Consider the following 24,708-nt stretch of genomic DNA (forward strand, 5'->3'; position numbering starts at 1 on the left):
AGACGATCTAAACTGATTTTGAATCATATTTTTGCAGCCTTGATGGCCTACGTCGAGATACAAAAGAACCAGTTTGAGCGGATCTTTGAAAATGTATATCGTTGGCAGAAGAAATTATTTAGACCAATCATCAAAGACTTCATTGATGACTTTATTCTCGATAAAAATCATCTCCTACCACAGAGAATCTATAAATAATAGTGCGTAAGTCCTATTTTTTAATTTTTTTCATTTGAGATGCGACATAAGCATTGGCAGGAACCAGATGCATATTGGCACTATGCGTTGCGATTTCTCGCAAAGAAATAGGCGGTTGATGATCTATACGCCAGTGATACCAACGATTACTTTGTGATACATCAATTTGTTTATAGATCTGCGGATTTGCCATATCTCCCCAACCAACAGCAATATCCATTGGTGAAAATTCAGCTTCACGCCCTAAATTGTAGTCTTCTCTAGAAAGCACACGAAATGCGCCTTCATAACGCTCCAATGCATTAATTTGTACGCCTTGTTGAGTGGTCATTTGACTAATATTTGGCGCTGGTTTTAATACCTGTGTCCAAACCAACCATGCAATAGCCAATCCTAGTACGCCATACATCCATCTTGGCATGCTTAATTATCCTTCTTTCTTTCTCTGTAAGCATTTTATCCATTGCTTTAAATGATTGAAGCATGAAATTAAAAAATGACCTAAAACACTTAAATAATTATCCTGCGACTCAACTTTATGGTCCTGTAAAGTTGCAGTATCTGTATTCAAAGTATTTATTTCTAAAGGTTCATAATGTGACAAAGTTTGTTGTAACTCAGCTCCCAAGCTCAAGCGAATTAGAGCAATTGTCACCTCATCAATTCCATAATGATGATATAAAGTTAGATGACGTGTATCCAAATCAATACTATGTTCAACTAAGATTTCAGCAAATGGCAATAATGCTTTTCGAATACGTTGTACTTCCACCAAACTACTCATGTGTGGAATATAATAAAAACTGACTTTCATACTGCCGCCATCACGTGGAACAGTGTCAAATTGAGTTATCAAATTTTGTGTTTTTTCTCTCCGACTTAGAGATTCATTTGCTTTATCAGTTATTAAATTGTCTTGTTGTTCTAAAGCCATTTATGCACCATGAATGACTCAAAAAAGATACTGCTAGTATAAACCAACAGTATCTCAAGATAGTGACATTTTAGACAAAGGATCAGAACTTTAACGTAAGTCCTAAACCATATAGCCAACCTTTTTTACTGTCTGTAGCCGACTGTAATTCGGTTTGTTTCAAACCTTTGTTGTATGCATAAGCGACATCAATAAATGGCATGATTTTTTTACTGATTTCATAACGCGTTTGCAGGCCTATCTGAAGTTTAGATAATCCAGATTTATTTGCATAACTTGACTCATCATTGAATATTACATCTGCATTCAAATAAGGTTGAGCAATCAACTTTTGCGTAAATAATACATCCCGTGTTGTTTCCAAACTCAGTTGCCAGCGTTGGTTTTGACCTGCATAAATATAGGCTTCGGTTTCAAAAAAATACGGCGCTAGACCATGTAATCCCAATACCGCGTCCCATTGATTTTTATCATGCTTTTGCTCAGGCTGATATTGATAACGAACACCTGTTTGTACATCCCAAAAGTCAGCAACATTGCGGCTGTATAACAGCTTTGTTTCGGTTTGAGTTTTTTCCGATTCTGCTTTTTCAACATGTGCTTGAATGAATATTTTATTTTTATCACTTCCCACCCATGTTTTTAGCTCAGTACTGGCACTGCCTCGACCATTGTCATCAACGATCCATGCATTTTTAATCGCTGTGGCTTGATAAATTTGTCCACCATGTTCACGATGATGATCATGTGTATCATGTTGAATATCAGATGGTACTTGCTTTAATTCAGGTTGATGTTCTGAATGATCAACAGGAGATGATGTCTCCATCAATATATTCTGTTGTACCGACTGATCCATTTGCATCATTTGATCATGCCCCTCATGTGCAGATGCAAATACACTCAAACAAGAAACCATGCCACCAATTGCCAATAATTGTGTATAGCGTTTCATCTTAGAAGCTTGCTTAGTGATGTGCATGGCTCGCTCCTTGAGTAGGTTGAACAGACATAGTTTGTGAAACTTTGCTGCCATCGACATTTGCGACAATCAATTTACTCATCATGCCCGCACTCATGTGGTACAACAGATGACAATGAATCGCCCATTCACCGAGCTCATCCGCAGTCAGTAGAGCTGTAACAGTTTTGCCCGGCGGCACGATCACCGTATGTTTATTTGGCATATCCTGCGGTGCCTGACCATTCTCCAACTGCATAAACATGCCATGTAAATGCATCGGATGCGCCATCATACTTTCATTGATAAATTTCAGTCGAATACGCTCGCCATAACGCACGGTTAAAGGCTTAAAATCAGGATCACTAAACTTTTTACCATCAATCGTCCAGATGTAACGCTCCATCGTGCCCCCAAGACGAATCACCAATTCTCGCTCTGCTGGACGACTATAACGCTTTGGTTGTGATTGCAACGACTTCAAATCTGCATAAGTTAAGGCTTTCTGACCGATTGGTGTTGCTGCATTCGCCCAACCCTGTACATGATCAATACTTACTTTTGTGGAAGATGCAGCCGCTTGATGCTGGCTATGATCCATCTCCCCCATCGTCATCTGCGTATGAACATTGTGATCCATCATGCTCATATCCATCTGACCATGTCCACTATGATCCATTTTCGACATGTCCATTTTTTCATGTGAGCGATGATCCATCGCTGTTTTTTGCATCGGTGTAACTGGTGCTTTACCTTGAGGCATCTGATGCTGACTATGATTCATCTTGGCCATATTCACTGGCTGATCTGAACCATGGTTCATTTTGCTCATATCCATCTGACCATGCGAACCATGATCCATGCCCATATCTTCCATCGTCAACAATGCACGTGGGCGCGCTTTAGGAATCTGAACCTTTTGCGTATTCGGTGTCATGCTATTGTGCAATGAAGCAATTGCAAAACCAGAACGGTCGATTGATTCAGCTTCAATTTGATAATGTGCCTGCTTAGGTTCCACTAACACATCATAAGTTTCTGCTGTGCCAATACGAAACTCATCCACAGGAACGGGTTTCACTGGCTGACCATCGGCACTAACGACTGTCATTTTTAGGTTGGGAATACGCACATCAAAAAAAGACATGGCTGACGCATTGATAAAGCGCAAACGAATCTTTTCACCCATTTTAAAAGCGCCTGTCCAATTTTGTTGAGGTGTTTTCCCATTCACCAAGAAAGTATAACCAGTGACATCAGATAAATCGGTTTTGAGCATCCGCATCTGGTTCCACATCGAACGATCTTGCCACGTTGCTTTTAAACCGTCTTGTTTCACCTGCCTCCAGACATCACCCACCGTTTCACGTTGGTTTTGGTAATACTCAGCCGACTTCTTCAAATTTGCCATGATCTTGTCGCTTTCCGTTTCATGAAAATCAGACAACATCACCACATAATCACGCTCAGCTTTTTCATATGCGGCAACAGGCTGTTTTCCTTTTGGATAAATCACCAGAGGACCATATAAACCATCCTGTTCCTGTCCTTTACTATGGGCGTGATACCAGTAAGTTCCGTTTTGGCGCACCTTGAAACGATAGGTAAAATCACTCTTTGGCTTAATGCCCTGAAAGCCATTAAAACCGGGTACACCGTCCATCAATCCTGGCAAAAGCAATCCATGCCAATGTAATGACGTATCTTGATCTTTGAGTTGATTATGCACATGAATGACCGCTTCATCCCCTTCTTCAAACTCTAATAACGGCGCAATAAATTTGCCATTTACCGTAATACGTTTGACAGGTTTTCCAGTAACATTGACCATTCCTTGATTAATGTTCAGATGATATTCTTTTATTGCAGCCAAAGTATAAGGCGCAAAAATTAGACTTAAGCCAGCAATGACACCAGCATATATTTTTGAGGACATAATATTTTCCTAATCTGTGAACTATTTTTAACTCGCTCGTTGAAGCGAAAAAGAGTTTCTAAGACAGATTAGGTTCTAGGAGGACGTAAAATTTCTTGCCAATGCCCTGCAAGATGACGAGCTTGATACTCAGTATTTTTATAAGTGTTTAGCTCAAAAAAAGGTGAAACAGACAGGCTTGGAATTTGTTGATCGAGTGCAAAATTAATCGTTTGACAATGTGAAATATTATTACAATCGGGGCAATGTTGCTGATCTTGCGTTTGCCCATCATGGCATTTAACCACATTGGTTACATCATGCGACATATCCATTTGATGATGCGGACGTGTCATCTGTTGATCATGACATGGTATCACTTGCGCTGTAGACATCTTTTGATCAAGTTGAATCTTTTGGACTGCTGCAATAGACGCACCGCTTCCCCCGATGAAAAATATCATCAGGAATACAAACCATAGATGCTTGTATTTTTTATGAAGTTGCACTAAATATCCTTGGATCAATCATCAAATGAATGTGATTTACTTAGCATAATTTCTTTCTATCTTATGCACAATCTACTTTATGTTCAATTATGCTAATTCCTTGCATTTAAGCAACAGAACTGCCGATTTATCAAACGAAAAAGAATAAAATACATTATGAACAAAAATAAAACAAAATAAAGGACTTGATGCACAAAAAAAGGACAAAAATTTGTCCTTTTTTGATATTTTTGTTGAGAATATAAACAACTGAAATCATTTTGTTTATTTTAACAACATCTTATCCACTTGCTTATCAACACGGTTATCCACCCAGTTATAAACAAAGTTATCCACAACCTTATGTGAAAAATACGATGAAAACACTAAATTTCTTTTGCACCAACTTGAGCTAATTCTGCACGCATTTGATCAATTACAGTTTTATAGTCAGGTTGACCAAAAATTGCCGAACCAGCTACAAACATATCTGCACCCGCTTCAGCAATTTCACGAATATTTGCTGGACCAACACCACCATCAACCTCTAAACGAATATCAAGACCGCTGGCATCAATGATTTTGCGTGCTTGGCGAAGTTTCCCCAATGTCATTGGAATAAATTTTTGCCCACCAAAACCAGGGTTCACACTCATCAATAAAATTTGATCTACTTTATCGAGAACATAATCAAGGTAATGTAAAGGGGTTGCTGGATTGAAAACTAAACCTGCTTTCGCACCACCCGCCTTGATCAGTTGTAAAGAACGATCAATATGATCCGTTGCTTCTGGATGGAAAGTAATAATATCTGCGCCTGCCTCCAAAAAATCACCGATCATACGATCAACAGGTGAAACCATCAGATGCACATCAATTGGCGCCTTAATTCCATAATTTTTCAATGCCTTACAAATACCTGCACCAAAAGTTAAGTTTGGTACATAATGGTTATCCATGACATCAAAATGCACAACGTCTGCACCCGCAGCTAAAACTTTTTCTACATCTTCACCTAAACGTGCAAAATCAGCAGATAAAATCGAAGGAGCAATTAAATAAGGCTTGGACATGAATGACCTGGCAAACTTTGAAAAATGATAATTGAATTATAACAAATTCATCGGCTTTAGGCTGTTACAAAGATACGATTACGACATTGCAAACTTGCAAACTTGCAAACTTGCAACAACACGTTGCATGAATACTGTTTTTAAACGCATATGATTTTGCTATTTTTAATGGTGAAATCATATGCAGTTAAAAAATGAATAGTACGACACAAATTACAACTCACGATGGTAAACGTATCAGTAAACGTTTATTGAATCACTGGAGGCACAAATTTGAAGTATCAGAGACTGAGCAGTATTCAAAAATTTTTATGCCTACAGCAACAGTGACGCTTACACCACAAGAACAGCATTTAGATGTATTGATTGAAAATCAGCAAGAAGATGTTGCTCGTCTAGAACAGGTGGTTATTGATCATTTAAATCGTATAGCACAACAAGAGTTTATTGTTGAGTGGCAACATCATTAATAAGAAGCTCGAAAGAGCTTCTTTTTTAATGAATTACTTTTTCGAATTGTATGGATATGGAACTGTAAGTGATCATTCTTAATCCCAAAGCTATCTAATTTTTCGAAAATATCTGATGTCATATCTTTATCAATAAGCCATAACGTTGAAGTTAAGGCGGCACGTTGAAGTATCCATCTTAAAACGACTGTTAGCCACTTTAATCTGCAAAGTTGTACTCTGCACTTTGCACTACCCCTTTTTCAAGTGTTACACGACAACCCCACCGCCCAAAGGTCTTTGACTCTACCATAAAGATCACACCCGACTCTTGGTGAGGAAGATTAAGACCATGCTCCTTGGCGAAGGCAGTCAATGCTGCAACTGACATACCAAGAGTAATTTCACCACAGGTTTGGCGCATACGGCTCTCAGCGCTACCAAAGGAATACGAGCAATAAGAGATGCTACCAACAATAAGGAGGCCTATCATCAGATTTGCTACTTTACGTACTTTGCTCATGAACTTTCCTTAGTGGCTAAGGTTGAGGGCTAAGCCCCTAACTACAGGTATATGGCATAACTACCATATAATTAAAAAAAGATATCGCACAATTTTTCTTCTCATTTCGTGGCATTACTCTATCTAACAATTTAACCCACATATCAAATGGACTACAAAATAGTCTTAATGCTTTTCTAACTGAATCGCATGAAATTGCAGATGATCATCAATAAAACTTTGAATAAAGTAATAACCATGATCGTAGCCTTTGTGCTGGCGTAAAGTTAAATGTTGCCCTGCTTCTAGACAAGCTTGCTTAAACTTTTCAGGGTTCAATTGAGCATAAAACTGATCTTCTAGACCTTGATCAATTAAAATTTCCGCAAAGACTCCACCCTTTTGCTGAACTAAAGCCGTTGCATCATGTGCTAACCATTGCTGTTGATCTGTACCTAAATAGTGACTAAATGCCTTTTCTCCCCACGGACAAATACTTGGCGCACAAATCGGAGCAAAAGCTGAAACCGATTTAAATTGCTCTGGGTATTTAAACGCCAAGGTTAATGCGCCATGCCCTCCCATTGAATGTCCAAAAATTCCAATCTGACTTTCAATAATCGGAAATGCTTGTAAAACATGTGCATAAAGTTCATCAACCAAATAAGACTCCATTTGGTAATGTTCAGCCCAAGGTTGTTGAATGGCATTGATATAAAAGCCTGCACCCTGACCAATGTCCCAATAATCGCCCTGTGCAACTCCCTCTCCACGCGGAGAGGTATCAGGGCTAATTAAAATCAGACTCAGCCGAGCTGCCATACGTTGTGCATGTGCTTTAATTGCAAAGGTGTCTTCAGTGCAAGTTAAACCCGCAAGATAAAATAATGCTGAGCAAGGCTTTTCTTCTAAAGCAGCAGGAGGTAAATACACTCCAACTTTGGTTAAACCTTTAAGATGCTGTGATTCCAGTTGATAAATACGCTGTTCACCTTCAAAACAACGATTTTTTTGCAGTAGCTGCATGTTGATTATCCTGTGTTTTTGTAATGTCTGTTGTTGTGATATTTTGCGTTGGGAATAAATATGGCTCAAGTTGTGGCAACATCAATTCCATGTTACGACCAATAGCCCATTGCGGCTCGGATGGTTCAAATCCTTGAGCTGTTTCCCACTGTGTCACAGTTTGTTTAGACTGATCAAATGCTTTTTTCATTGAGGATTGTTCACGCATCGCCAAATCGAAGAAAGCACGACCAAAATAAGTGTAATCCGCTTCATTATTACAACCAAAAGAGGTTTTATCTGCGGCTGAAGCAGTAATAATTAAGGTTTCAGGTGACTGTAATGCTGGAATAAAACTTCCTGAATAACAAGCTGAAATTACAATCACTCGCCAACGAATCCCTGATTTATCAAGCGTTTCACGTAGCCATTTCGGGTCGACTTGCCCTAATTCTAATGGTGCATTTTCAATTTCAAAATGATTACGCTCACCGTGGGATGTCATATAAAGAAATAATACATCGCTATCACGGTTCATCTGCTGACCAATCCGACGCAAGGCTAACTCAATACTGGTTTTAGATGCAATTGGAACATCTAAACGTGTCGCAGGATTATTAATCAACATAATCGAACGTCCAAACGTTCCAAAACGAGTATCAAATTGCTCTCTAATGCGTTCAATTTCAGATTTGAAAACATCAGCGTAGCTATCCCCAGCTACGCCCATAAAATACCAATGGCTTTTCGCAATATCACCATATTGGATTTGATCTAAAGCTTTGTCCAACACATGACTTTGCGCATAAAAAGCATCTTCAGCAAAACTTGGTGGTGTTTCTTCAACTTTCCAAATCGGTTGATCTTTTACCGAAAGTTGCCAAACCACCATGGTTGCAATAGTCGCAATAAAAACTAAAGCACGCTCCCACCACGGCCAATTCAATGCCCGTGAAAATACCCAAATCACAGCCAGACTTTGCCAAACAAATAGCCCAACAAATAATGGTGGTAAGAAACCATTATAGATTGTATCGGGAATGAAATTTAGATAGCCATTTGAACCTAAATATTGGATCAAACACTGTAATAATAAGATATTGGTATCAAGCACTAACCATAATAATGCAGGTACAAGCATTAAACGGGCTTGGTTCATGCGTTGCGAAAGGAAAATCCCCACAATTAAGGCAATAAAAGGCCACAGTGCGTAACCAATCAAACCTTGAGGGTTGAACTCACCAATTTGCCCTGCCACCAACCAGCTATAAAGTGAGTTGGTACAACCACCTAAAATACCCCAAATAATGAGCTGGGTAATTGATGGATGAACAATCTGTAAGGAACGTCGAGACCCAAGGAACAACCACATTCCAGCAATTTGGTTACTTTTAAAATCATGCCAGATATTAATGGAAGGTTTGAGGTCGATCATAAAGTTCTTCGGGTATTTCTCTTTTCAAGCTTAGATTGAAAATATGTCTATCTTTTATCAAATGAAGATGACTTTTCCTAAAAGGAACAACGTCTTTCCTTCATTTAATCTCGACAAGAATTTTTTATCAATCATGCTTTTGCACTATATCACAAATCTTTACCGAGCATTCACCTAAGCTAAACAATCACTTGGATAAAAGTTAAGTTGAACTTTTGGGAAAATATGCATCAAAACGACAAGCATCACCTAACCATTGATGATCTGGAGTTTGATCAGCCAAATAAACTGCATGTCGAGGTCGTTTTACAATAACGCGCTTAGCGATTTTACTGGCAAGATGCAGTAATTCATCACCTAAATCCATTTCACCATCTTCAGGTAATAACATATGCAATAATTGCATTTGCTTTTTGACCTGTGCCTGTTTCTTTTGTGCTTGGTGGTTTTGATCTCGCTGTGGGAACATCGGATCTAAATAAATGACATCGATCTGTTCATCTCGCTGCCTTAATCCATGTAAATAATCAGTTGAATCAGCATAAATGAGTTGAATCCGTGGCATAACAGATTGCAGAAAAGGATCTCGTTCTGCTTGGGCTTTAGTATATTCTAATAATACAAATAGGACGGGATGGCGTTCAATTAAACGCACATCAGCACCCAAATAAGCCATCAATAAACTATCATGACCTAAGCCAGCTGTTGCATCAATTAAATTAGGTTTTTCACCTAATTGACATGCTCTTGCGATCATTTCGGATTTCAGACTGGCTCGTTTTAAACGAGGAATTTCAGCACGCCAATCCGGTTGCATTTTCATCCCATTCGCAGCCAGACTCAGCCCATCTTCATCTAAAACCAAAGCCATGTCTGGATTCAGACGAAGGAAACGTGCATTCACTTTTTCAACGATTTGACCTTTTAGTTCGACATCCAAACTCGCTAATCGGGTTTGAAGTTGTTGAAATTGCTCCGCGTACTCCGTCTGATACCAACAGATCATCTGCATTACCAATGCACCCAACCTGTCCACCATGTCGCCAAAATGAATAAACCAAACACTATACGGTAGTAAGCAAAAGCGGTGAAATCATGCTTAGAGACATAACGAATTAATGCACGAATCACAATTAAAGCTGAAACAAAGGCAACAATAATTCCAACTGCTAAAATAGCCATATCATTACTATGTAATTCATGACGCATTTTATACATATCCAGTAAGCCTGCCCCCATCAATACAGGAATACCGAGGAAGAATGAAAATTCAGCCGCTGCTTTACGTGAAATACCTAAGAATAATGAACCAATAATGGTTGAACCAGAACGTGATGTCCCAGGAATTAATGCAAGACATTGAATCAAACCAATCAATGTGGCTTGCTTGAATGTTAGATCTTCAACTTCTTGACTCACGATTTGATGCGGACGGCGTTCCGCCCATAAAATAACGAAACCACCGACAATTAATGCAATTGCAACCGTGACCGCATTAAATAAATAAGCCTTTACCACATCACCAAAGCTCAAGCCAATAATCACAATTGGAACAGAAGCGATGATTAAATTCAGGCTTAAACGACGACCTTGCTCTTGTCCTGTGAGTGCGCCAATTAATGCGCCCCACAGTTTGCCCCAATACTCATAAATTACTGCTGCAATCGCACCAATTTGCACAGCAACCGCAAACATATCTCGTTTTTCAAGCGTCCAAAAATCTAGCAACTGCCCTGCTAGAATCAAGTGCCCTGTACTTGAGATCGGTAGAAATTCGGTAATCCCTTCCACCAACCCCATAATTGCTGCTTTAAATAGCAATAAAAAATCCATAATTAACCTTAATTCGCTTTACTTTGTTCTGGAATTTTTTTCCATGCATCATCACGTAAATACACAGGGAGTGCATGCTCAGCATCAACCCATTTTTTTTGTACAGCATAAATTTGCGCAATTGTTGCAATGTCTTGTGCAGTTGCTCGAATTTCTGTTGCAGACGTTTTTAGAATGGAAGCCTCTTGCGAGTCTATTTGACTTGGCTTAATCAATTCTGAACCTGAGCCAATCGCCGTAAATTTACGATATGCGGTCGCTTGTTCATAATTTAATAATTTTTCTTCATCGACAGCATGCATAATGCCATTTTCATCTAGACTAAAATTAGCAATATAAACTTCTTGCATACGTGCATCTAAAACAGCTGTAACCTGCTGTAATCCTGTCAAACGATATGCAGCTTGCGCTAACGCTTGCAAGCTTGATACAGGAATAACAGGCAAATCTTGTGACCATGCCAAAGCTTGAGCAACCGCAGCATTAATACGTACACCACTAAATGAACCTGGCCCACGACTAAACGCAATTGCAGCCAAATCAGCCAATTGAGTTTGAGTTTGTAATAGTGCCTGTTCAGTTAATGGCAAAATGGTTTGCGTTTGTGCTTTTGGTCGCTCATCTAATTGAAAATAGAGTTCTTGAACATCATCAATTAATGAAACTGAACAGTGCTCATTTGCAGTTTCCAATGCAAGCAACTTCATGCAAAAACCTTAGCTTAAAAGAGATAAAAAACGTCGAGTATCATACCCCACTCAAGCGTCCTAAGCGAGTTATTGACTTTTTATAAATACAAAAAAGCCAAGGATATACTTGACTCAAGAAACACACTATATCAATTCGTAATTATTAGAAATTAAACTCTTCCAATACTAAAAAACTCTTATAATGTTCAGCATAATGTAAAGCACTCAAGCGTAACCGTGCAGCGCCTTGCTCATCTAAAGTTTTGATCACTTTTCCTGGTGATCCCATCACTACAGAATTATCAGGGATAACTTTACCTTCAGGAATCAATGCATTTGCACCAATAATACAATTTTTACCAATCACCGCATTATTTAAAACTACAGCATTGATACCAATTAAAGAATTATCTCCAATCGTACAGCCATGCAACATGGCTTGATGACCGACTGTCACATAATCCCCAATATTCAGTTCAATACCTGCATCAGTATGTAAAACTGCATTCTCTTGAATATTCGAGAAATTTCCAATCCGAATTTTACAATTATCAGCTCTTACAACCGCACCAAACCAAATACTAACTTGGCGACCTAACTCAGCTTGACCAATCACCGTTGCATTCGGTGCAATCCAGCCATCCCAAGGTTCATGTAATGCTTTAGGGCTCAATCCTTGATATGTGTACATCATGACAAAATACTACTCTATTTTAATAAGACGTGATTAGAATTTAGATAATCCAAAATGAGGAGGATTAACTAAAAAAGGCCATTTTTTTTGATGTCCTAGCCCATACTGAAATAATGATACTAACATTCGAGCGGTTAAACCCCATACGATCTCATTTTCAACCTGCATACTCGGAAAATAAATTGATTGTCGAGCTAAACGCACTTCATAGGGTAAAGGTGGTGCATCAATTAACTGCTGCAATGGTGCAAAAAAAATACGATCTATCTCTGTAGGTTGTGCAATTAGATCTACTTCTGCGGGAATTAATCCTACAATCGGTTTCACAGATAAACCACTACGCGCACGTTGTATCGGTAGATCACCTAACAGTTTGACATCGAACGGATTAAGCGCTGTTTCTTCTTGTGCTTCACGCAAAGCAACTACAATATTACTGGTATCACTCGGATCACGCTTTCCTCCTGGAAAAGACACCTCACCTGCATGTTGAGATAAATGGATTGAACGACGTGTGAGTAAGACCTTAGGTTGCTGTTCTTGTGTAATTGCAATTAAAACCGCTGCATCAGCTTGTTGGATTCGTTTGGAAAAACGCAACCGTTGTTGTAAAAGCTGTATTAACGATGGTTCTTCCATATGACTCATCTCTTTTTCTCATTTTCCTTACAAATCATCATAACTGAAATTTCAATCACAATCATAGATCATGATGCGAAGTGATCAAAATTCAGTTATGCTGAGTTATCTCTGTAGCTGATGATAATTATGAGCTTTTGCGTTGCGTGTGGACATCAAACTGAAGCAAAAATCCCGCTAGGTGATCATAAAACACGGCTCGTCTGTACACACTGTGGCAATATCCACTATGAAAATCCGAAAGTTATTTGCGGTGCATTAGCCATTTGGGATAATAAAGTTTTATTGTGTCGACGTGCCATCGAACCACGTTATGGGCTATGGACACTTCCTGCTGGGTACATGGAATTATTTGAAACCATGGAACAAGGTGCTGCTCGTGAAACACGAGAAGAAGCTGAAGCCGAAGTTGATATTGAACAACTATACTGTATGTATAATATTCCACGCATCGGGCAAATTTATGTTCTATTTAAAGCACAATTGAAAGATGGTGTTTTTGGAGCTGGAGAAGAAAGTCTCGAATGCCGTTTATTTGAAGAACATGATATCCCATGGGCAGAACTCGCATTTCCGAGTGTAGAGCAAACTTTAAAGCATTATTTTGCAGATCGTAAACTAGGATTATTTCCATCTCATTTAGAAACATTAGGTACACGTTTAGATCATACAGGTTAAATAAAAAGACCGCTTATCGCGGTCTTTTTATTTAACTCTTACTTTATTTTAACAGCTTTACATGCGTTTAAATTTTGATCCGCTAGTTGAATAGTCACTGGACCAGTCCAGCGTTTAGCCATTTTACGATCTTCATCTGTAGGTTTAACATAATTATTTTTATCCGTGTCTTTTAAATTATCGTATAGATTTACATACACACCCTGATAATAAGCGTAAGTGTTTGACCAATATACTGTACTACTTGTCTCAGTAAAGTCAGTTAATGTTATTTCCTTTTGTGGGGCATCACTTAATAAATTGTGAATATTAATTTTAGCGCCACCAATAGCTTTAATCGTTTCATTATAAATAACACCAACATTCAATCCAAACATCGCACCATTTAATATACCAAATTTTGGATTAGATAAAATTGCTCGGACAGATACTGATTTACTTGTAGGTGTAAAAGAGGTTGCTCCTGTAGAGCCTATACGATATTGAGTCTCTCCAAACTCATCAGTGATCGTCCCATCTGAATTAATAGATTGGATTTTTGCACACTCTCCGGACATATCACTAGATGTAGAATTTTTACGAATATCAGTTCGAATATCACCATTTTCGTCAATTACAATCCCTAACTTAATTTTTTCTGAGTCAGGAATACTATTATCAGAGAAACCAAAAATTAGAGTCGCATATAAAGGGAAAATATATTTTTGATTTGTTTTTACATTTGTACTGGTTTTAAAAACATCTTTACCTAAGTAGCTTGGCGGGTTTGCTTTATAGATTTCTAAACTTCCATTATAAGCTTGACCACCTATAGTTTGCTCCCATTGCCCCAAATGTGCTGTATTTACAGGGTCAGTATCTTTAGCATTTAATAAAACTCTATAAATATATTCTGTCCCAGGGATTGTATGACCATTAATCAACTTACCTTGCTTAAATTTTAAGTCTTCTGATGGGTTGGTTGTCAAAGCAAAACGCAGCGGTTGGTTAGAGTTTATTTCACGATTAATCGGATTCAACCACGTATTTTGAGGATTAATTTGTACTTTTTGAGCTTTGACTTTAGTAATTAATACAAGTGGTGGATAAAGTTTACCCTCTATAAAACTTGCAGGACCTCGCCATTGTTGACCTGTTCCTATTGTATATCCTTGTCGATCTGTAAGTAAAAAGACCTCCCCCATCGAATGTATAAGGTCATTACCTTTATCAGGATTTACACAATCATTATAATTTGATTGATTACAACCAAAAAAGCCATCTGGAGTCTTAACTGAAGGTGTAATTGTACCCGCCTTTAAGAAAGGTATTGTTGTTTGCCATACACCTGCATTCGATAAATTTAAGAGACGCTGAAGCAGCACCATCGCTTGTTCATCTGTTACATTACTAACACTTAACCATGGCTTTAAGATATCAACGTAAGAACCATTACTCAGTTCAGCAACACCAATATCTTTAGTTAATTGAGATAATAGATCTTTCTTTTCGTTAGTAATCTGAGTAGGTTGAATATCCCCCAAAGCGTTATCTTCTTGCTCAAGACCAATACTATGGAAAATTTTTATTAATGCTATCGCTACACGAATAGTCTCATCATTTGGATCAAGTGCTGTTGGCATTTTTCCTGTTAATGCGCTTGCTAAATCAATTACTCGAAGCCGTGGTACTGGATACCTTGAGTCATTAATCTTAGAAATATCATCTAATTTCACAATACCAAGGTTAATTTTCCTAGCATCTTTACCTTGTATATAAAAAGTTGCAGTGTCGCCTAATTTACAAGCTCCCCCAACAGCATTTGAATCAAGTTTAGTTGCAAAGTGATTTGCCTTATCGCTACTACAATCAAAATTTAAACCAGAAATAGGATAATCCATGGCAAAGGGTAGACAGTCGCTACTTGTAGGCGTACAACTCGTACTAGTTGTTACGCCACTAACCCCTTTATTTGGATCTTCATTAATTTTTGTACTCTCGCCTCCACAACCTTGTAATAATGCTACTAATGTCGTTAAAGCAAAGGGTAAGAAAATTTTGTTATTTGTCATGGGTTCATCCTATTAATGCTTACTGTAAAGCAGCAATCTTAATCTGTCCTTGATTTGAAAGTTCCTGCTCTGGAACATCCACGGCTGATGCTAATGGAGTCATCATCATATAATAACTTTTAGGCGGTATCTTAATTACACCTTGAAGTGCTGCATGTTGTAATAATGTTGCTGGAATCTTCTGATTCTTAAATCCACTCACGCCTTCTAATATACAACCAGACTTATCTAAAAAAATCACTAAAGGCCAATAATATGTCGGTTTATCAGTATTAGATGCATAAGAATCAAATTGCATATATTGAATATTTTGATCAAGCTTGACCAATTCATATTCAAATTTTTCTTTTATAGGTTTCCGAGGCCATAAGCCAATTTCTTTTTCGGGAACTAAACTCTTGATTGTTTTATTTTTGCTATAACTTTCTAAGAAACAACGATCATTCTCAAATGCTAGAGATAAATCTTGTGCAGATAAACGAACATAATTATTAGATAAAGTAATTGAATTTAGACTCTGGTTTGATTTGTTTAATATTTTATCCAAAATTGATCGACTTACGCCTTTTTTACGCTCTATCGTCTCTATACGTCCTGTACCATCAGGCATACTATAAAAACGCTTTTTACCCTCTAAATTAAATTCCTGATCTTCTAAATATTCATTATTCACATATTCAATACCATCTACTTTTATGAATGCAGATGAAGCAGATGAAGCAGATGAAGCAGATGAAGCAGATGAAGCAGATGAAGCAGATGAAGCAGATGAAGCAGATGATTCTGCCTCAATATTAGTTAGACTTTTACTAGCAACATTTAATTTTGGTGTTATCTTTTTATTCGTATTTGCATCAATTATTTCTTTTGAAGTATTTATAAAATTTTGAGATTTTGGTTGATGGACTACTTCTGCGTCAGAAGCTAATTTTGATTCTGAAGATGATTGCATTTTAACTGCATTCTTAACAGCATCTTGCTTAGACATTGATATTGTTGGTAAATTTAAATTGACATTATTTCTAACAGGTAGATTTTTTTCTGATGCTGCTGGAGAATCAACATCATTAGAACGTATAACCTTATCTGTTCTATTCTCATTTTCTGTTGGTTTTTTAGGAATAATCATTGGTCTTCCATCAGGGCCAATAATTGTATAAAAACCTTGTGCATATACAACCGAAGTACTTGCAATAACAGTAAAAATTACAGATATTGCAAGCTTAGATTGTTTTATTATCATAGTCGTTAACATTACCATTTTGTTCTATAGCTGATACCAAGCAAAGTTACCTTAGTATTGGTTTTAATATCTAGGCCTGCATACGGGTTTAATAAAATATTATCAACCCCTGTTTTATTTGCAAGACTACTAGTATTTGCAGGAATATCATCACGACTGCGTAAGAAGCCAATTGAAAGATCTAAATCTGTATCTTGATCAAATCGATAACCAGCACCTAAACCGAACAGTTGAGCATTATTAATTGGTACCATCGTATTGCGCTTGTCATCCGGAATTGAACTTGTACGAGGCTCATAACCCATGCGTAACTTCAGCCGATCAGTTGCTGAATATTCAAAACCGATTCCCCAACGCCAAGATGATTGAAACTTTAAAGGTAAAGCTAAAGAACGATCCGTTACATCAGCAGTCAAAAGTTTAGCAACCTTTAATAATGATATTTGTCGATCAAATTCAAACTTAAACTTATCCCATGCAGCGAAGTCGGTCCAACCGAGATCAAAGTTCATTTGCAAGTCGGGAAATATTTTATATTTTATACCCGCTTTAAAATGTTGTGGATATTTAAAATCCATGGCAACTAAACCAGATTCCACATTAGGAATATACCCAGGCAAGCCAAGAATTGCCGCAAGAATTTGACCAGTCGCTGACGAATTTAAACCAGCTACGAGTTGTTGCGGAGCTGTCGCATTATTAATTAAATATTTACCTCGCAATCGCATTTTAGCTTCACTTTGATAAACCATACCAAAACTAAAATCATCGGTTGGCTCCCATAATACGCCCAAATTATAACTTGGACTTAATGATTGCTCTAAAGATACATCCATTGCCCCCACTTTACTAAACGGGTTCATACCTTCTTTGGCGTTACAAATACCAAATAATAGTAAATCGGTGATAATATCCCCATTATTCTTAAATGGAGTACATACCACTTCATCTACCATTCGCAATACACCAATCATTTCATTTGGAAAGCGTAGATCCGTTTTAAGTGCGATCGCTTGGTAAGACATACCAAATGATGCACCAACTGATAAATGATCATTCACTTGATAACCAAAAGAGGGCGATAAATAGGTAATACGCTCTAATGCAACTTGTTGGCCCATATAATTACTTGGATTACCATCTTCTGCGCCAAAACCTGCAACTAATGGTGCGTACATAGCTGTCGCATAGGTTACTTTGGAACCAGGTGGCTTATAAGCAATCGCTGCAGTTGGTGCAGCTAATGGAGCATTAGGTCCTAAATCTACGATTTTTTTAAGAATCGGTACATAAATACTTGCGTATTCAACGTCCCCGTGAACTGTTCCTTTAAAATCTGTACAAATTCCAGTTCTAACTTCTGGTCCGTCATTACAAACCAATGGATCATCGGAATAACCAAAAACATTATAACCAGCAGGAGCTGAATAATCCCGTTGAATAGCAAAATTAGCTAAAATCCCTTGTACATCAGTTTGTAAACCATCAATTTTCGCCAGTGCTGCTGGATTAAAATGTACTGCACTAATGCCTGGTGGATCAGCGGTGACAGCATTCCCCAAAGAAAGAGAACGTAAGTCTACAGATAAGTCTTGTCCCAATTGCGCATTGGCAATATTTGATAAGCTAGCTAAAAAAATTGCTGCCGTTAAAGGACATAATTTTAGGTATTTCACCATTACATCTCCTTAACGAACTTTTTTGCCGAAACCTATAATATCGAGTGGGAATGACAAGCCCAAGGACACATCTGGCGCATCTTCCGTTAATCCAATAGCAACGGTGCCATTTACAATTGTTTCAGGTGATACCCTTACGCCCAATGCAAATGACAACATGGCACTACTTTGATCGGCCGATTGATAACTTTCATCATTCTTGAAGTAGAATTTTGCACCAGTGTTAAAACTTTGCTGATAGGACATTGTGAGTGATACGTCGTAGTTAAACGAATATGCAAATCCGAATGAAAAACCACCACTTAAACCTGGATCAAAACTTTCCAACACTCTGTTTCCGCGTAATTGGTTAAGTCCAGATTCTTTCAGACCATAGTTCGCCGATACTGAGCTGAAAAGCACAACAGGATCGATGTATTTGCGAGTACTTGCACCAAAACCAACAGAATAATAACCTTTACCAGTTGACAGCTCATCAATACCAATTTCATAAGGACTATCACCAGTTTTAGTTGATAAGTTACCAAATAAAACCAACGGAAGACGCCCTTGCTTTAATGGAAATGGTTCCCAACGAGCACCAAAAGAAACATCACCTAAACCTGCGGCTGTCTTATCCTGTAAAAGATCTTTTTTAGCGATTAATGGAATAGATGCTGATAAGGTCAAGTTATCAAGTAAACCATATTGCGTGGTAAATGTATTGGTCAGTGTATGGTTTGCATCTTCTTCAACACGTAAGCGTTGTAAAGCACTTGTACTATCGCCCGTAGCAAGATCTAGTCTACTGTCTCGATAGTATGTGTAATCAATGTCATAATAAGAAGAAATAACACCTTTTTTTATCAATGAATATTGACGTTCGTTAGATGTAAATACTTCTTGTAAATTTGTTTCTTTAGTCGCATCACCTTCTTGCTTTTGTAATGCATTTGCTGCTTGTGTTGCTTGACTATCACCAGCTTTTACATTGGACTCATCTTTCACTACATTTGTAGCTTGATCTACTTGCGCTGTTTGTTCGGTCTGAACTTCCGTTGATTTCTGTTCTTCAGCATAAAGTGTTGTTGTTACTGCACTCATACTTAATGCCAACACACTGATGTTCATCCATGGACTTTTCATTTTGCTTTACATCCTATTAATACATTAATTTTAATGATTTCTAAATTACTTCCGCTTGTAATATAAGCGCATAAAAGTCGTAATTGGTTGATTGTAAGTAGCAGAGGTCGGATCTGCATCTAATACTTTACGCATCGTTGATGCCTTATCAGCCATACGTTCAAACTTTTGTGTCGGAAACTGAATTTCCGCAAGCGCGTATTTATTAACAGTTGCATCTTCTACATGGCGCATATCTGAGTCTTGCAACGCTAATAAATTTTTACGATACTCTTCCGGAATATCTACAATGAAAAGTGTATTATTATCCCAAATCTGTTTGAAGCGAATTTCATCAAAACTAATATTGCCTAATGATGGATCAGCCACATAAACTCGACCGTTTTTATATGCTTTATATACAACAAAATGTTTAAAACCAGCATAAGTAATAGGAACAATTGCAGGCTGTTTTAAACTGGTTAAATCTGAAAACTCCCCTCGATAACCACCACTATTCAACCCAAGTGCAGTAACAAATCGCTTCATGTCTAACAGAGAAAAACTACGGCGCTCAATAATACGTTGATACTCACCATACTGAAGCAAACCTGTCATCGTTTGTTGTTCAGTCAAACGTAAACCACCATAGCCATTTAACAGCGTAGTTAATGCGGCTGATCCACAACTGTAGTCATACGCCTGACGAACAATACCCCGAAATTGATCTTCTATAGCAGGTTTAATTGTGACCGCCTCACGATGATTACGTGTAAAAGAAGGATTACGAGAATCTAAGGTCTCTGTATAATATACAGTCCCCTCTGGTTTTTTTTCTATTTCGAAGGCTTGCGTTGTAAAGTAATACATCAATGCTGAGCCTAAAGCGATCTCTAACATAAGTCTCTTTTTCTAACAGTGGCACAACTTGCCTTATTCATTTTATTTTAGTGTCCGTAAACACCTCATCCCTGAATGTTGAAGATACCTTTTTTTATAAAAAAAAGCAGCTTTTTTTTAGTTTTTTTTGACGAAATGTATTTTTTAATAAAAATTAGTTGTCATTAAGTAATTTATTGTGCTTTAGCAAAACTATTTTCCATTTTTTAGCACATAAAAATACTTATTTCAAATAAAAAAAGCGCAACTAGTGCGCTTTTTTTGTTATAAGATTAGTGACCAGAAATAGTGATCATAGAACCTTGAACATTTGCAGTACCGTTGAAGTAGTAAGTTTGTAAACCTTGAACTTCCACATCACCAATTGAAGCTGCTGCTTGGCTACCTAAATGAATACCTTTGATGTACATATCAGTTTTAGGTGTAGTAGCACCTGAACCTGTGATAATTTTTAAGTAACCGTTATTAGTGTCTTCTTTACCAACAACACTTACAGCAGCATTCACTGTTAAGTTTGCAGCGTTAGCATCAGCAACTTTGATGCTCTCAAGGTAAATTTGACCAGCAGCACGGTTACCAGTTGTACCATCTGCAGTACCAGTTTTTGTAGAACTATCAACAATACCTAGGTTTTTAATCTCTAAACCACCTTGCATAGTTGTATTTAATACAATCATCGCACCTTGTGGAGCAGCACCTAGCTGAATATTTGCATCCATTTTACCAGTTTTGATTGTTAAACCAGATAAAATTGCGTTGTAGTTAGTTGTATCATTACCACGACGAACTGTAGTGCTTGCTGCATTAGAGCCAGACACACCAATTTCACCGATGTAGATATCTAAACCAGAAACAGCTGCTGCAACGTTAAGGAAAGCACCATTTGTACCAGTACCAGCATCTGTATCAATTGTAAGGTCAGCAAGGTTATGTGATGCTAAAGCACGAGTATTATCAACAGTAGTAGCATTCAACATTGGAGCTGTAATTACAACACCTTTAGTAGCAGTAAGACCTGTACCGTTTCCTTGAATTACAATTGCACCAGCAGTACTAGTACCGCCTAATGTAGTATTTGTCAAACCATCGTTATCGTGAATTAAAACTTTATCAATTTCAATTTTAGAGATACCGATACCAATATTGATACCGTCTTGACCTGTTGCAGCGCTTAGTGCAGCATCATCCATTGACTGCATAGCCATTGCATTCGCGCTAATCGCCATTGAAGAAACTAAAGCTAGTTTAGTAAACATTTTCATTGAGCACTCTCCCAAGAGCATTTATTTTTTGACTTTCACTACTCTGCTGTTCACTGTCGTTTTTTTCTTAATGACAAATTGAACTTCCAATCCTTGAGTAGTTCGTTTAGCAAGTACTAAATTACAGGTTTGTTATTTTATGTTCAACTACTGTTAATCGTTTTTTATAAATAACCCGACAAACGGCATAATACTTTTTTCGTGCACCACTTTAATTTATATGCTCTAACATATGGAAAGCACTATAGTTTTTTAATCAGCATTTTTAGAAAATCATAGTCAAATATCCTATTTAAACCTTTTATCATCCGCCCAAATCACTGCAAAATGTAAACAATTGCGCTTTCTTAAACCAATTCATGAAAATTGCAACTTGTTTTACAATTTCAGTAGACAGAATCACAATACATTTCAGAAATATTTTTCAACTTTTATCTACAGGATAAATATCAGTAGAGTTTAGATGATTGTAGTACAATTATATTTTCCAAATGTATATGAATGTATTTTTGTTATATGTCTCATTTTCAGCAAAAACTTGACACGCAACTCACCTCTGCATTTGACCTTCTTATACAGCTGAATGAACTCACTGGTTTAGTTTATTTATATGACAATCACACTCCGACAATTGGTTTTTTGCCTCAAGAATTTTTAGTATTAGAACAGTCAAAACTCAAAAAATTTTGTAAAACTCAATTTAATAAATATAAGAATGTACAAGCAACCTTACCTATTAGCGATTTTTTAAATTTTCAATCCCATTCACAAAGTTCAATGAAAACTACTTTTGGTGGTGGATATATTGGCTTTTTTAGCTATGACTATAGTGCAAATCAATTTATAAACATGGTTTCACGAAATCAACCCAGTTTTTTCTTAGGTCTATATTCGACTTTTTTAAAGTTTCAGGATGATGCTTGGTATTTTTATAGTGATGAAAATGAAGCTGAAAGTATTTATCAAAATGTCATAAATCTAATCAATCAATCAATCAATATTCAAAAAACACCTTTCTCATTATTAGAAAAATGCTATCCGCGCTGGTCTAAGCAACAATACCTACATGCATTTAATCAAGTGCAGGAATATATCAAAGCTGGTGACTGCTACCAGATTAATTTAACTCAAGAGTTTATTGCAAAAACAGAAGGCTCATTATTAGATCGAGCACAGGATTTATGGGCGCTCACCCATGCACCTTATGCTGCCTATCTCAAGATACATGATTTTGAGCTACTCAGCTGTTCTCCAGAATTGTTTGTCGAATTTCAAACAAATCGAAAAATTAAAACACGACCAATTAAAGGTACAATGCCTCGTTTTGATGATGCCGAGCAAGACCAACAATCTAAAGATCAGCTCAGCCGCTCTGAAAAAGATCAGGCTGAAAATGTGATGATTGTTGATTTACTTCGGAATGATTTAAGTGTTTATGCAGAAACAGGATCTGTAGAAACGACAAAACTTTTCGAAATTGAAAGCTTCAACCAAGTCCATCATATGGTCAGTGAAATCACTGCAACCTTAAAAAAAGAAGTAAACCCCATGCAGATGTTATTGTCCGCTCTTCCGGGTGGTTCAATTACAGGGGCACCCAAAATTCGCGCTATGCAAATTATTAATGAATTAGAAGGTGCTCCACGTGGCGCATATTGTGGAAGTTTGGGTTATTTTAATTTTGATGGAACAGGTTGCTGGAATATCTTAATCCGCAGTATTCAAAAATATCAGGATCAATTATCGATGTGGGCAGGTGGCGGCATTACGGTTGCTTCTGATGCCCAAGCCGAGTACCAAGAATGCTTTGATAAAATTTCTGCCATGCTTGATTTGCTCAATACATGGCAAAAATCTGAGAACTAAATTTTATAGAATTATAAAATTTGATTTTTAAGTGTATCGATTAGACGTTGATTTTGTTCATCTGTACCAACCGTGATACGTAAAAATTGATTAATTCTTGGTTTATTGAAATAACGCACAATAATACCATGCTCACGTAATTGTTGAGCCAGTTGAGCAGCATCGTATTGAGGATGCGTGACAAAGATAAAATTGGCTTTCGATGGCAATACATCAAAACCCAAAGCCACGAGATCACCAACTAATTTTTCTCGACTCTCAATCACTTTGGCACATTGCGCTTCAAAATAAGCTTGATCTTCAAATGAGGCCACCGCTGCGGCGATCGCAAAACGATCGATTGGATAGGAATTAAAGCTATTTTTTACAGCTTCAAGTGCAGCAATCAAATGCGCTTGAGCAATCGCAAAGCCGACACGTAATCCCGCCAATGAACGAGACTTAGATGTCGTTTGGCAAACGACTAAATTTTCGTAACGATTGACCAATTGCACTGCTGACTCAGCGCCAAAATCGACATAAGCTTCGTCAATCACCACGACTCGATCAGGATTTGTTTTAAGTACTTGCTCAATCTGTGCTAATCCTAATGCAATGCTGGTTGGCGCATTCGGATTGGTAATGATAATACCGCCATTTTCCTGTTCATAATCCGACACATCAATTTCGAATTTTTCATTCAATGGAATCTGCTTGGTCTGAGTTCCAAAAAACTGGCTATAAACAGGATAAAAACTATAGGTAATATCTGGGTAGAGAATTGGCTCTTTCTGAATAAAAAAAGCCTTAAAAATATGCGCTAAAACTTCATCCGAACCATTACCGACAAAGACTTGAGCAACATCAACATGCTGCTGTTTAGCAATTGCCTGCTTTAAAGCGGTCGCATCTGGATCTGGATACAAGCGCAAAGCATCGGCTTGGTGAGTTAAAACTGCTTGAACAGCTTCCACAACTTTAGGTGATGGTGGATATGGGTTTTCATTGGTATTAAGTTTTAGTAAGTTCTGAATCTTAGGCTGCTCACCTGGTACATATGGCTCAAGTTCACGAACTTCTGGACTCCAAAAACGCATTTGTTCAGTTGTAAACGTCATTGTTCTACTCTCA

General features: G+C 37.5%; 23 protein-coding genes and 2 pseudogenes. 4 read left to right on the forward strand and 21 right to left on the reverse strand.

Annotation, left to right across the window (positions count from 1 at the left end):
- Positions 1-198, forward strand: a pseudogene (locus CDG59_RS13490) (IS701 family transposase); the annotation flags it as partial.
- A gap of 16 nt (positions 199-214) precedes the next feature.
- On the opposite strand, the pseudogene CDG59_RS13495 reads toward CDG59_RS13490, so the two are convergent.
- The 6 genes and pseudogenes from CDG59_RS13495 to rpe all read right to left on the reverse strand — a co-directional run.
- Positions 215-619 (reverse strand): annotated as a pseudogene (locus CDG59_RS13495) (hypothetical protein); the annotation flags it as partial.
- 6 nt (positions 620-625) lie between these two features.
- The gene (locus CDG59_RS13500; protein ID WP_087545757.1) at positions 626-1,132 is read right to left on the reverse strand and encodes a cobalt transporter; all 507 of its coding nucleotides are present in this window, start codon (positions 1,130-1,132) and stop codon (positions 626-628) included.
- A gap of 82 nt (positions 1,133-1,214) precedes the next feature.
- On the reverse strand, positions 1,215-2,114 hold the full coding sequence (locus CDG59_RS13505) for a copper resistance protein B (protein ID WP_087545759.1): 900 nt from the start codon (positions 2,112-2,114) through the stop codon (positions 1,215-1,217).
- Positions 2,101-4,029, reverse strand: a complete 1,929-nt coding sequence (locus CDG59_RS13510) for a copper resistance system multicopper oxidase (RefSeq protein ID WP_087545761.1) — start codon at positions 4,027-4,029, stop codon at positions 2,101-2,103. The genes CDG59_RS13505 and CDG59_RS13510 overlap by 14 nt, the downstream gene beginning before the upstream one ends.
- Positions 4,030-4,097: 68 nt before the next feature.
- Complete coding sequence (locus CDG59_RS13515; protein ID WP_087545762.1) at positions 4,098-4,517, reverse strand: hypothetical protein; 420 nt, start codon at positions 4,515-4,517, stop codon at positions 4,098-4,100.
- 365 nt (positions 4,518-4,882) lie between these two features.
- On the reverse strand, positions 4,883-5,569 hold the full coding sequence (rpe, locus tag CDG59_RS13520; protein WP_087545764.1) for a ribulose-phosphate 3-epimerase: 687 nt from the start codon (positions 5,567-5,569) through the stop codon (positions 4,883-4,885).
- A gap of 194 nt (positions 5,570-5,763) precedes the next feature.
- Here rpe and CDG59_RS13525 point away from each other — a divergent pair, with 194 nt between their 5' ends.
- Positions 5,764-6,039 carry a DUF2218 domain-containing protein gene (locus tag CDG59_RS13525; RefSeq protein ID WP_087545765.1) on the forward strand — a complete coding sequence of 92 codons (276 nt, stop codon included), beginning with the start codon at positions 5,764-5,766 and terminating at the stop codon, positions 6,037-6,039.
- A gap of 199 nt (positions 6,040-6,238) precedes the next feature.
- On the opposite strand, the gene CDG59_RS13530 is transcribed toward CDG59_RS13525, so the two are convergent.
- From CDG59_RS13530 to CDG59_RS13565, 8 genes are all read right to left on the reverse strand, one after another.
- Positions 6,239-6,442, reverse strand: coding sequence for a hypothetical protein (locus CDG59_RS13530; protein ID WP_143225228.1), 204 nt, complete (start codon positions 6,440-6,442; stop codon positions 6,239-6,241).
- 264 nt (positions 6,443-6,706) lie between these two features.
- Complete coding sequence (gene fghA, locus CDG59_RS13535) at positions 6,707-7,546, reverse strand: S-formylglutathione hydrolase (protein WP_087545769.1); 840 nt, start codon at positions 7,544-7,546, stop codon at positions 6,707-6,709.
- Positions 7,515-8,960, reverse strand: a complete 1,446-nt coding sequence (locus tag CDG59_RS13540) for a C13 family peptidase (protein WP_004663809.1) — start codon at positions 8,958-8,960, stop codon at positions 7,515-7,517. Before CDG59_RS13540 ends, fghA begins: the two co-directional genes overlap by 32 nt.
- A 202-nt stretch (positions 8,961-9,162) precedes the next feature.
- Positions 9,163-9,972, reverse strand: a complete 810-nt coding sequence (locus CDG59_RS13545; RefSeq protein WP_087545770.1) for a class I SAM-dependent methyltransferase — start codon at positions 9,970-9,972, stop codon at positions 9,163-9,165.
- Positions 9,972-10,793, reverse strand: a complete 822-nt coding sequence (locus tag CDG59_RS13550) for an undecaprenyl-diphosphate phosphatase (protein ID WP_087545772.1) — start codon at positions 10,791-10,793, stop codon at positions 9,972-9,974. Before CDG59_RS13550 ends, CDG59_RS13545 begins: the two co-directional genes overlap by 1 nt.
- Before the next feature lie 8 nt (positions 10,794-10,801).
- The gene (gene tsaB / locus CDG59_RS13555; protein ID WP_087545773.1) at positions 10,802-11,500 is read right to left on the reverse strand and encodes a tRNA (adenosine(37)-N6)-threonylcarbamoyltransferase complex dimerization subunit type 1 TsaB; all 699 of its coding nucleotides are present in this window, start codon (positions 11,498-11,500) and stop codon (positions 10,802-10,804) included.
- Positions 11,501-11,645: 145 nt separating this feature from the next.
- Entirely contained in the window at positions 11,646-12,173 is a 528-nt protein-coding gene (locus CDG59_RS13560; RefSeq protein WP_171295046.1) for a gamma carbonic anhydrase family protein, read from the reverse strand.
- A 36-nt stretch (positions 12,174-12,209) separates the two neighbouring features.
- Entirely contained in the window at positions 12,210-12,824 is a 615-nt protein-coding gene (locus CDG59_RS13565) for a CoA pyrophosphatase (RefSeq protein WP_005218190.1), read from the reverse strand.
- 120 nt (positions 12,825-12,944) lie between these two features.
- Between CDG59_RS13565 and CDG59_RS13570 the strand changes: the two genes are divergently transcribed.
- Entirely contained in the window at positions 12,945-13,493 is a 549-nt protein-coding gene (locus tag CDG59_RS13570; RefSeq protein ID WP_005158740.1) for an NUDIX hydrolase, read from the forward strand.
- Between the two features lie 38 nt (positions 13,494-13,531).
- On the opposite strand, the gene CDG59_RS13575 is transcribed toward CDG59_RS13570, so the two are convergent.
- The 6 genes from CDG59_RS13575 to CDG59_RS13600 all read right to left on the reverse strand — a co-directional run bounded on the left by CDG59_RS13575 (position 13,532) and on the right by CDG59_RS13600 (position 21,732).
- On the reverse strand, positions 13,532-15,544 hold the full coding sequence (locus CDG59_RS13575) for a hypothetical protein (RefSeq protein WP_087545776.1): 2,013 nt from the start codon (positions 15,542-15,544) through the stop codon (positions 13,532-13,534).
- 19 nt (positions 15,545-15,563) lie between these two features.
- A complete protein-coding gene (gene filE, locus CDG59_RS13580; RefSeq protein WP_227519130.1) occupies positions 15,564-16,787 on the reverse strand; it encodes a putative pilus assembly protein FilE in 1,224 nt (407 codons plus the stop codon).
- A gap of 11 nt (positions 16,788-16,798) precedes the next feature.
- A complete protein-coding gene (locus tag CDG59_RS13585) occupies positions 16,799-18,463 on the reverse strand; it encodes an OmpP1/FadL family transporter (RefSeq protein WP_171295047.1) in 1,665 nt (554 codons plus the stop codon).
- 12 nt (positions 18,464-18,475) lie between these two features.
- Positions 18,476-19,591, reverse strand: coding sequence for a hypothetical protein (locus CDG59_RS13590; RefSeq protein ID WP_087545782.1), 1,116 nt, complete (start codon positions 19,589-19,591; stop codon positions 18,476-18,478).
- Between the two features lie 45 nt (positions 19,592-19,636).
- Entirely contained in the window at positions 19,637-20,470 is an 834-nt protein-coding gene (locus tag CDG59_RS13595) for a C39 family peptidase (RefSeq protein WP_087536797.1), read from the reverse strand.
- 272 nt (positions 20,471-20,742) lie between these two features.
- Entirely contained in the window at positions 20,743-21,732 is a 990-nt protein-coding gene (locus CDG59_RS13600) for a DUF6160 family protein (RefSeq protein WP_087545784.1), read from the reverse strand.
- A 516-nt stretch (positions 21,733-22,248) separates the two neighbouring features.
- Here CDG59_RS13600 and CDG59_RS13605 point away from each other — a divergent pair.
- On the forward strand, positions 22,249-23,598 hold the full coding sequence (locus CDG59_RS13605) for an anthranilate synthase component I family protein (RefSeq protein WP_087545785.1): 1,350 nt from the start codon (positions 22,249-22,251) through the stop codon (positions 23,596-23,598).
- An 11-nt stretch (positions 23,599-23,609) separates the two neighbouring features.
- On the opposite strand, the gene hisC is transcribed toward CDG59_RS13605, so the two are convergent.
- A complete protein-coding gene (hisC, locus tag CDG59_RS13610) occupies positions 23,610-24,695 on the reverse strand; it encodes a histidinol-phosphate transaminase (RefSeq protein WP_087545787.1) in 1,086 nt (361 codons plus the stop codon).
- Positions 24,696-24,708: the final 13 nt, after the last annotated feature.

The organism is Acinetobacter sp. WCHA29, assembly GCF_002165335.1.
In the GTDB taxonomy this organism is placed as follows: domain Bacteria; phylum Pseudomonadota; class Gammaproteobacteria; order Pseudomonadales; family Moraxellaceae; genus Acinetobacter.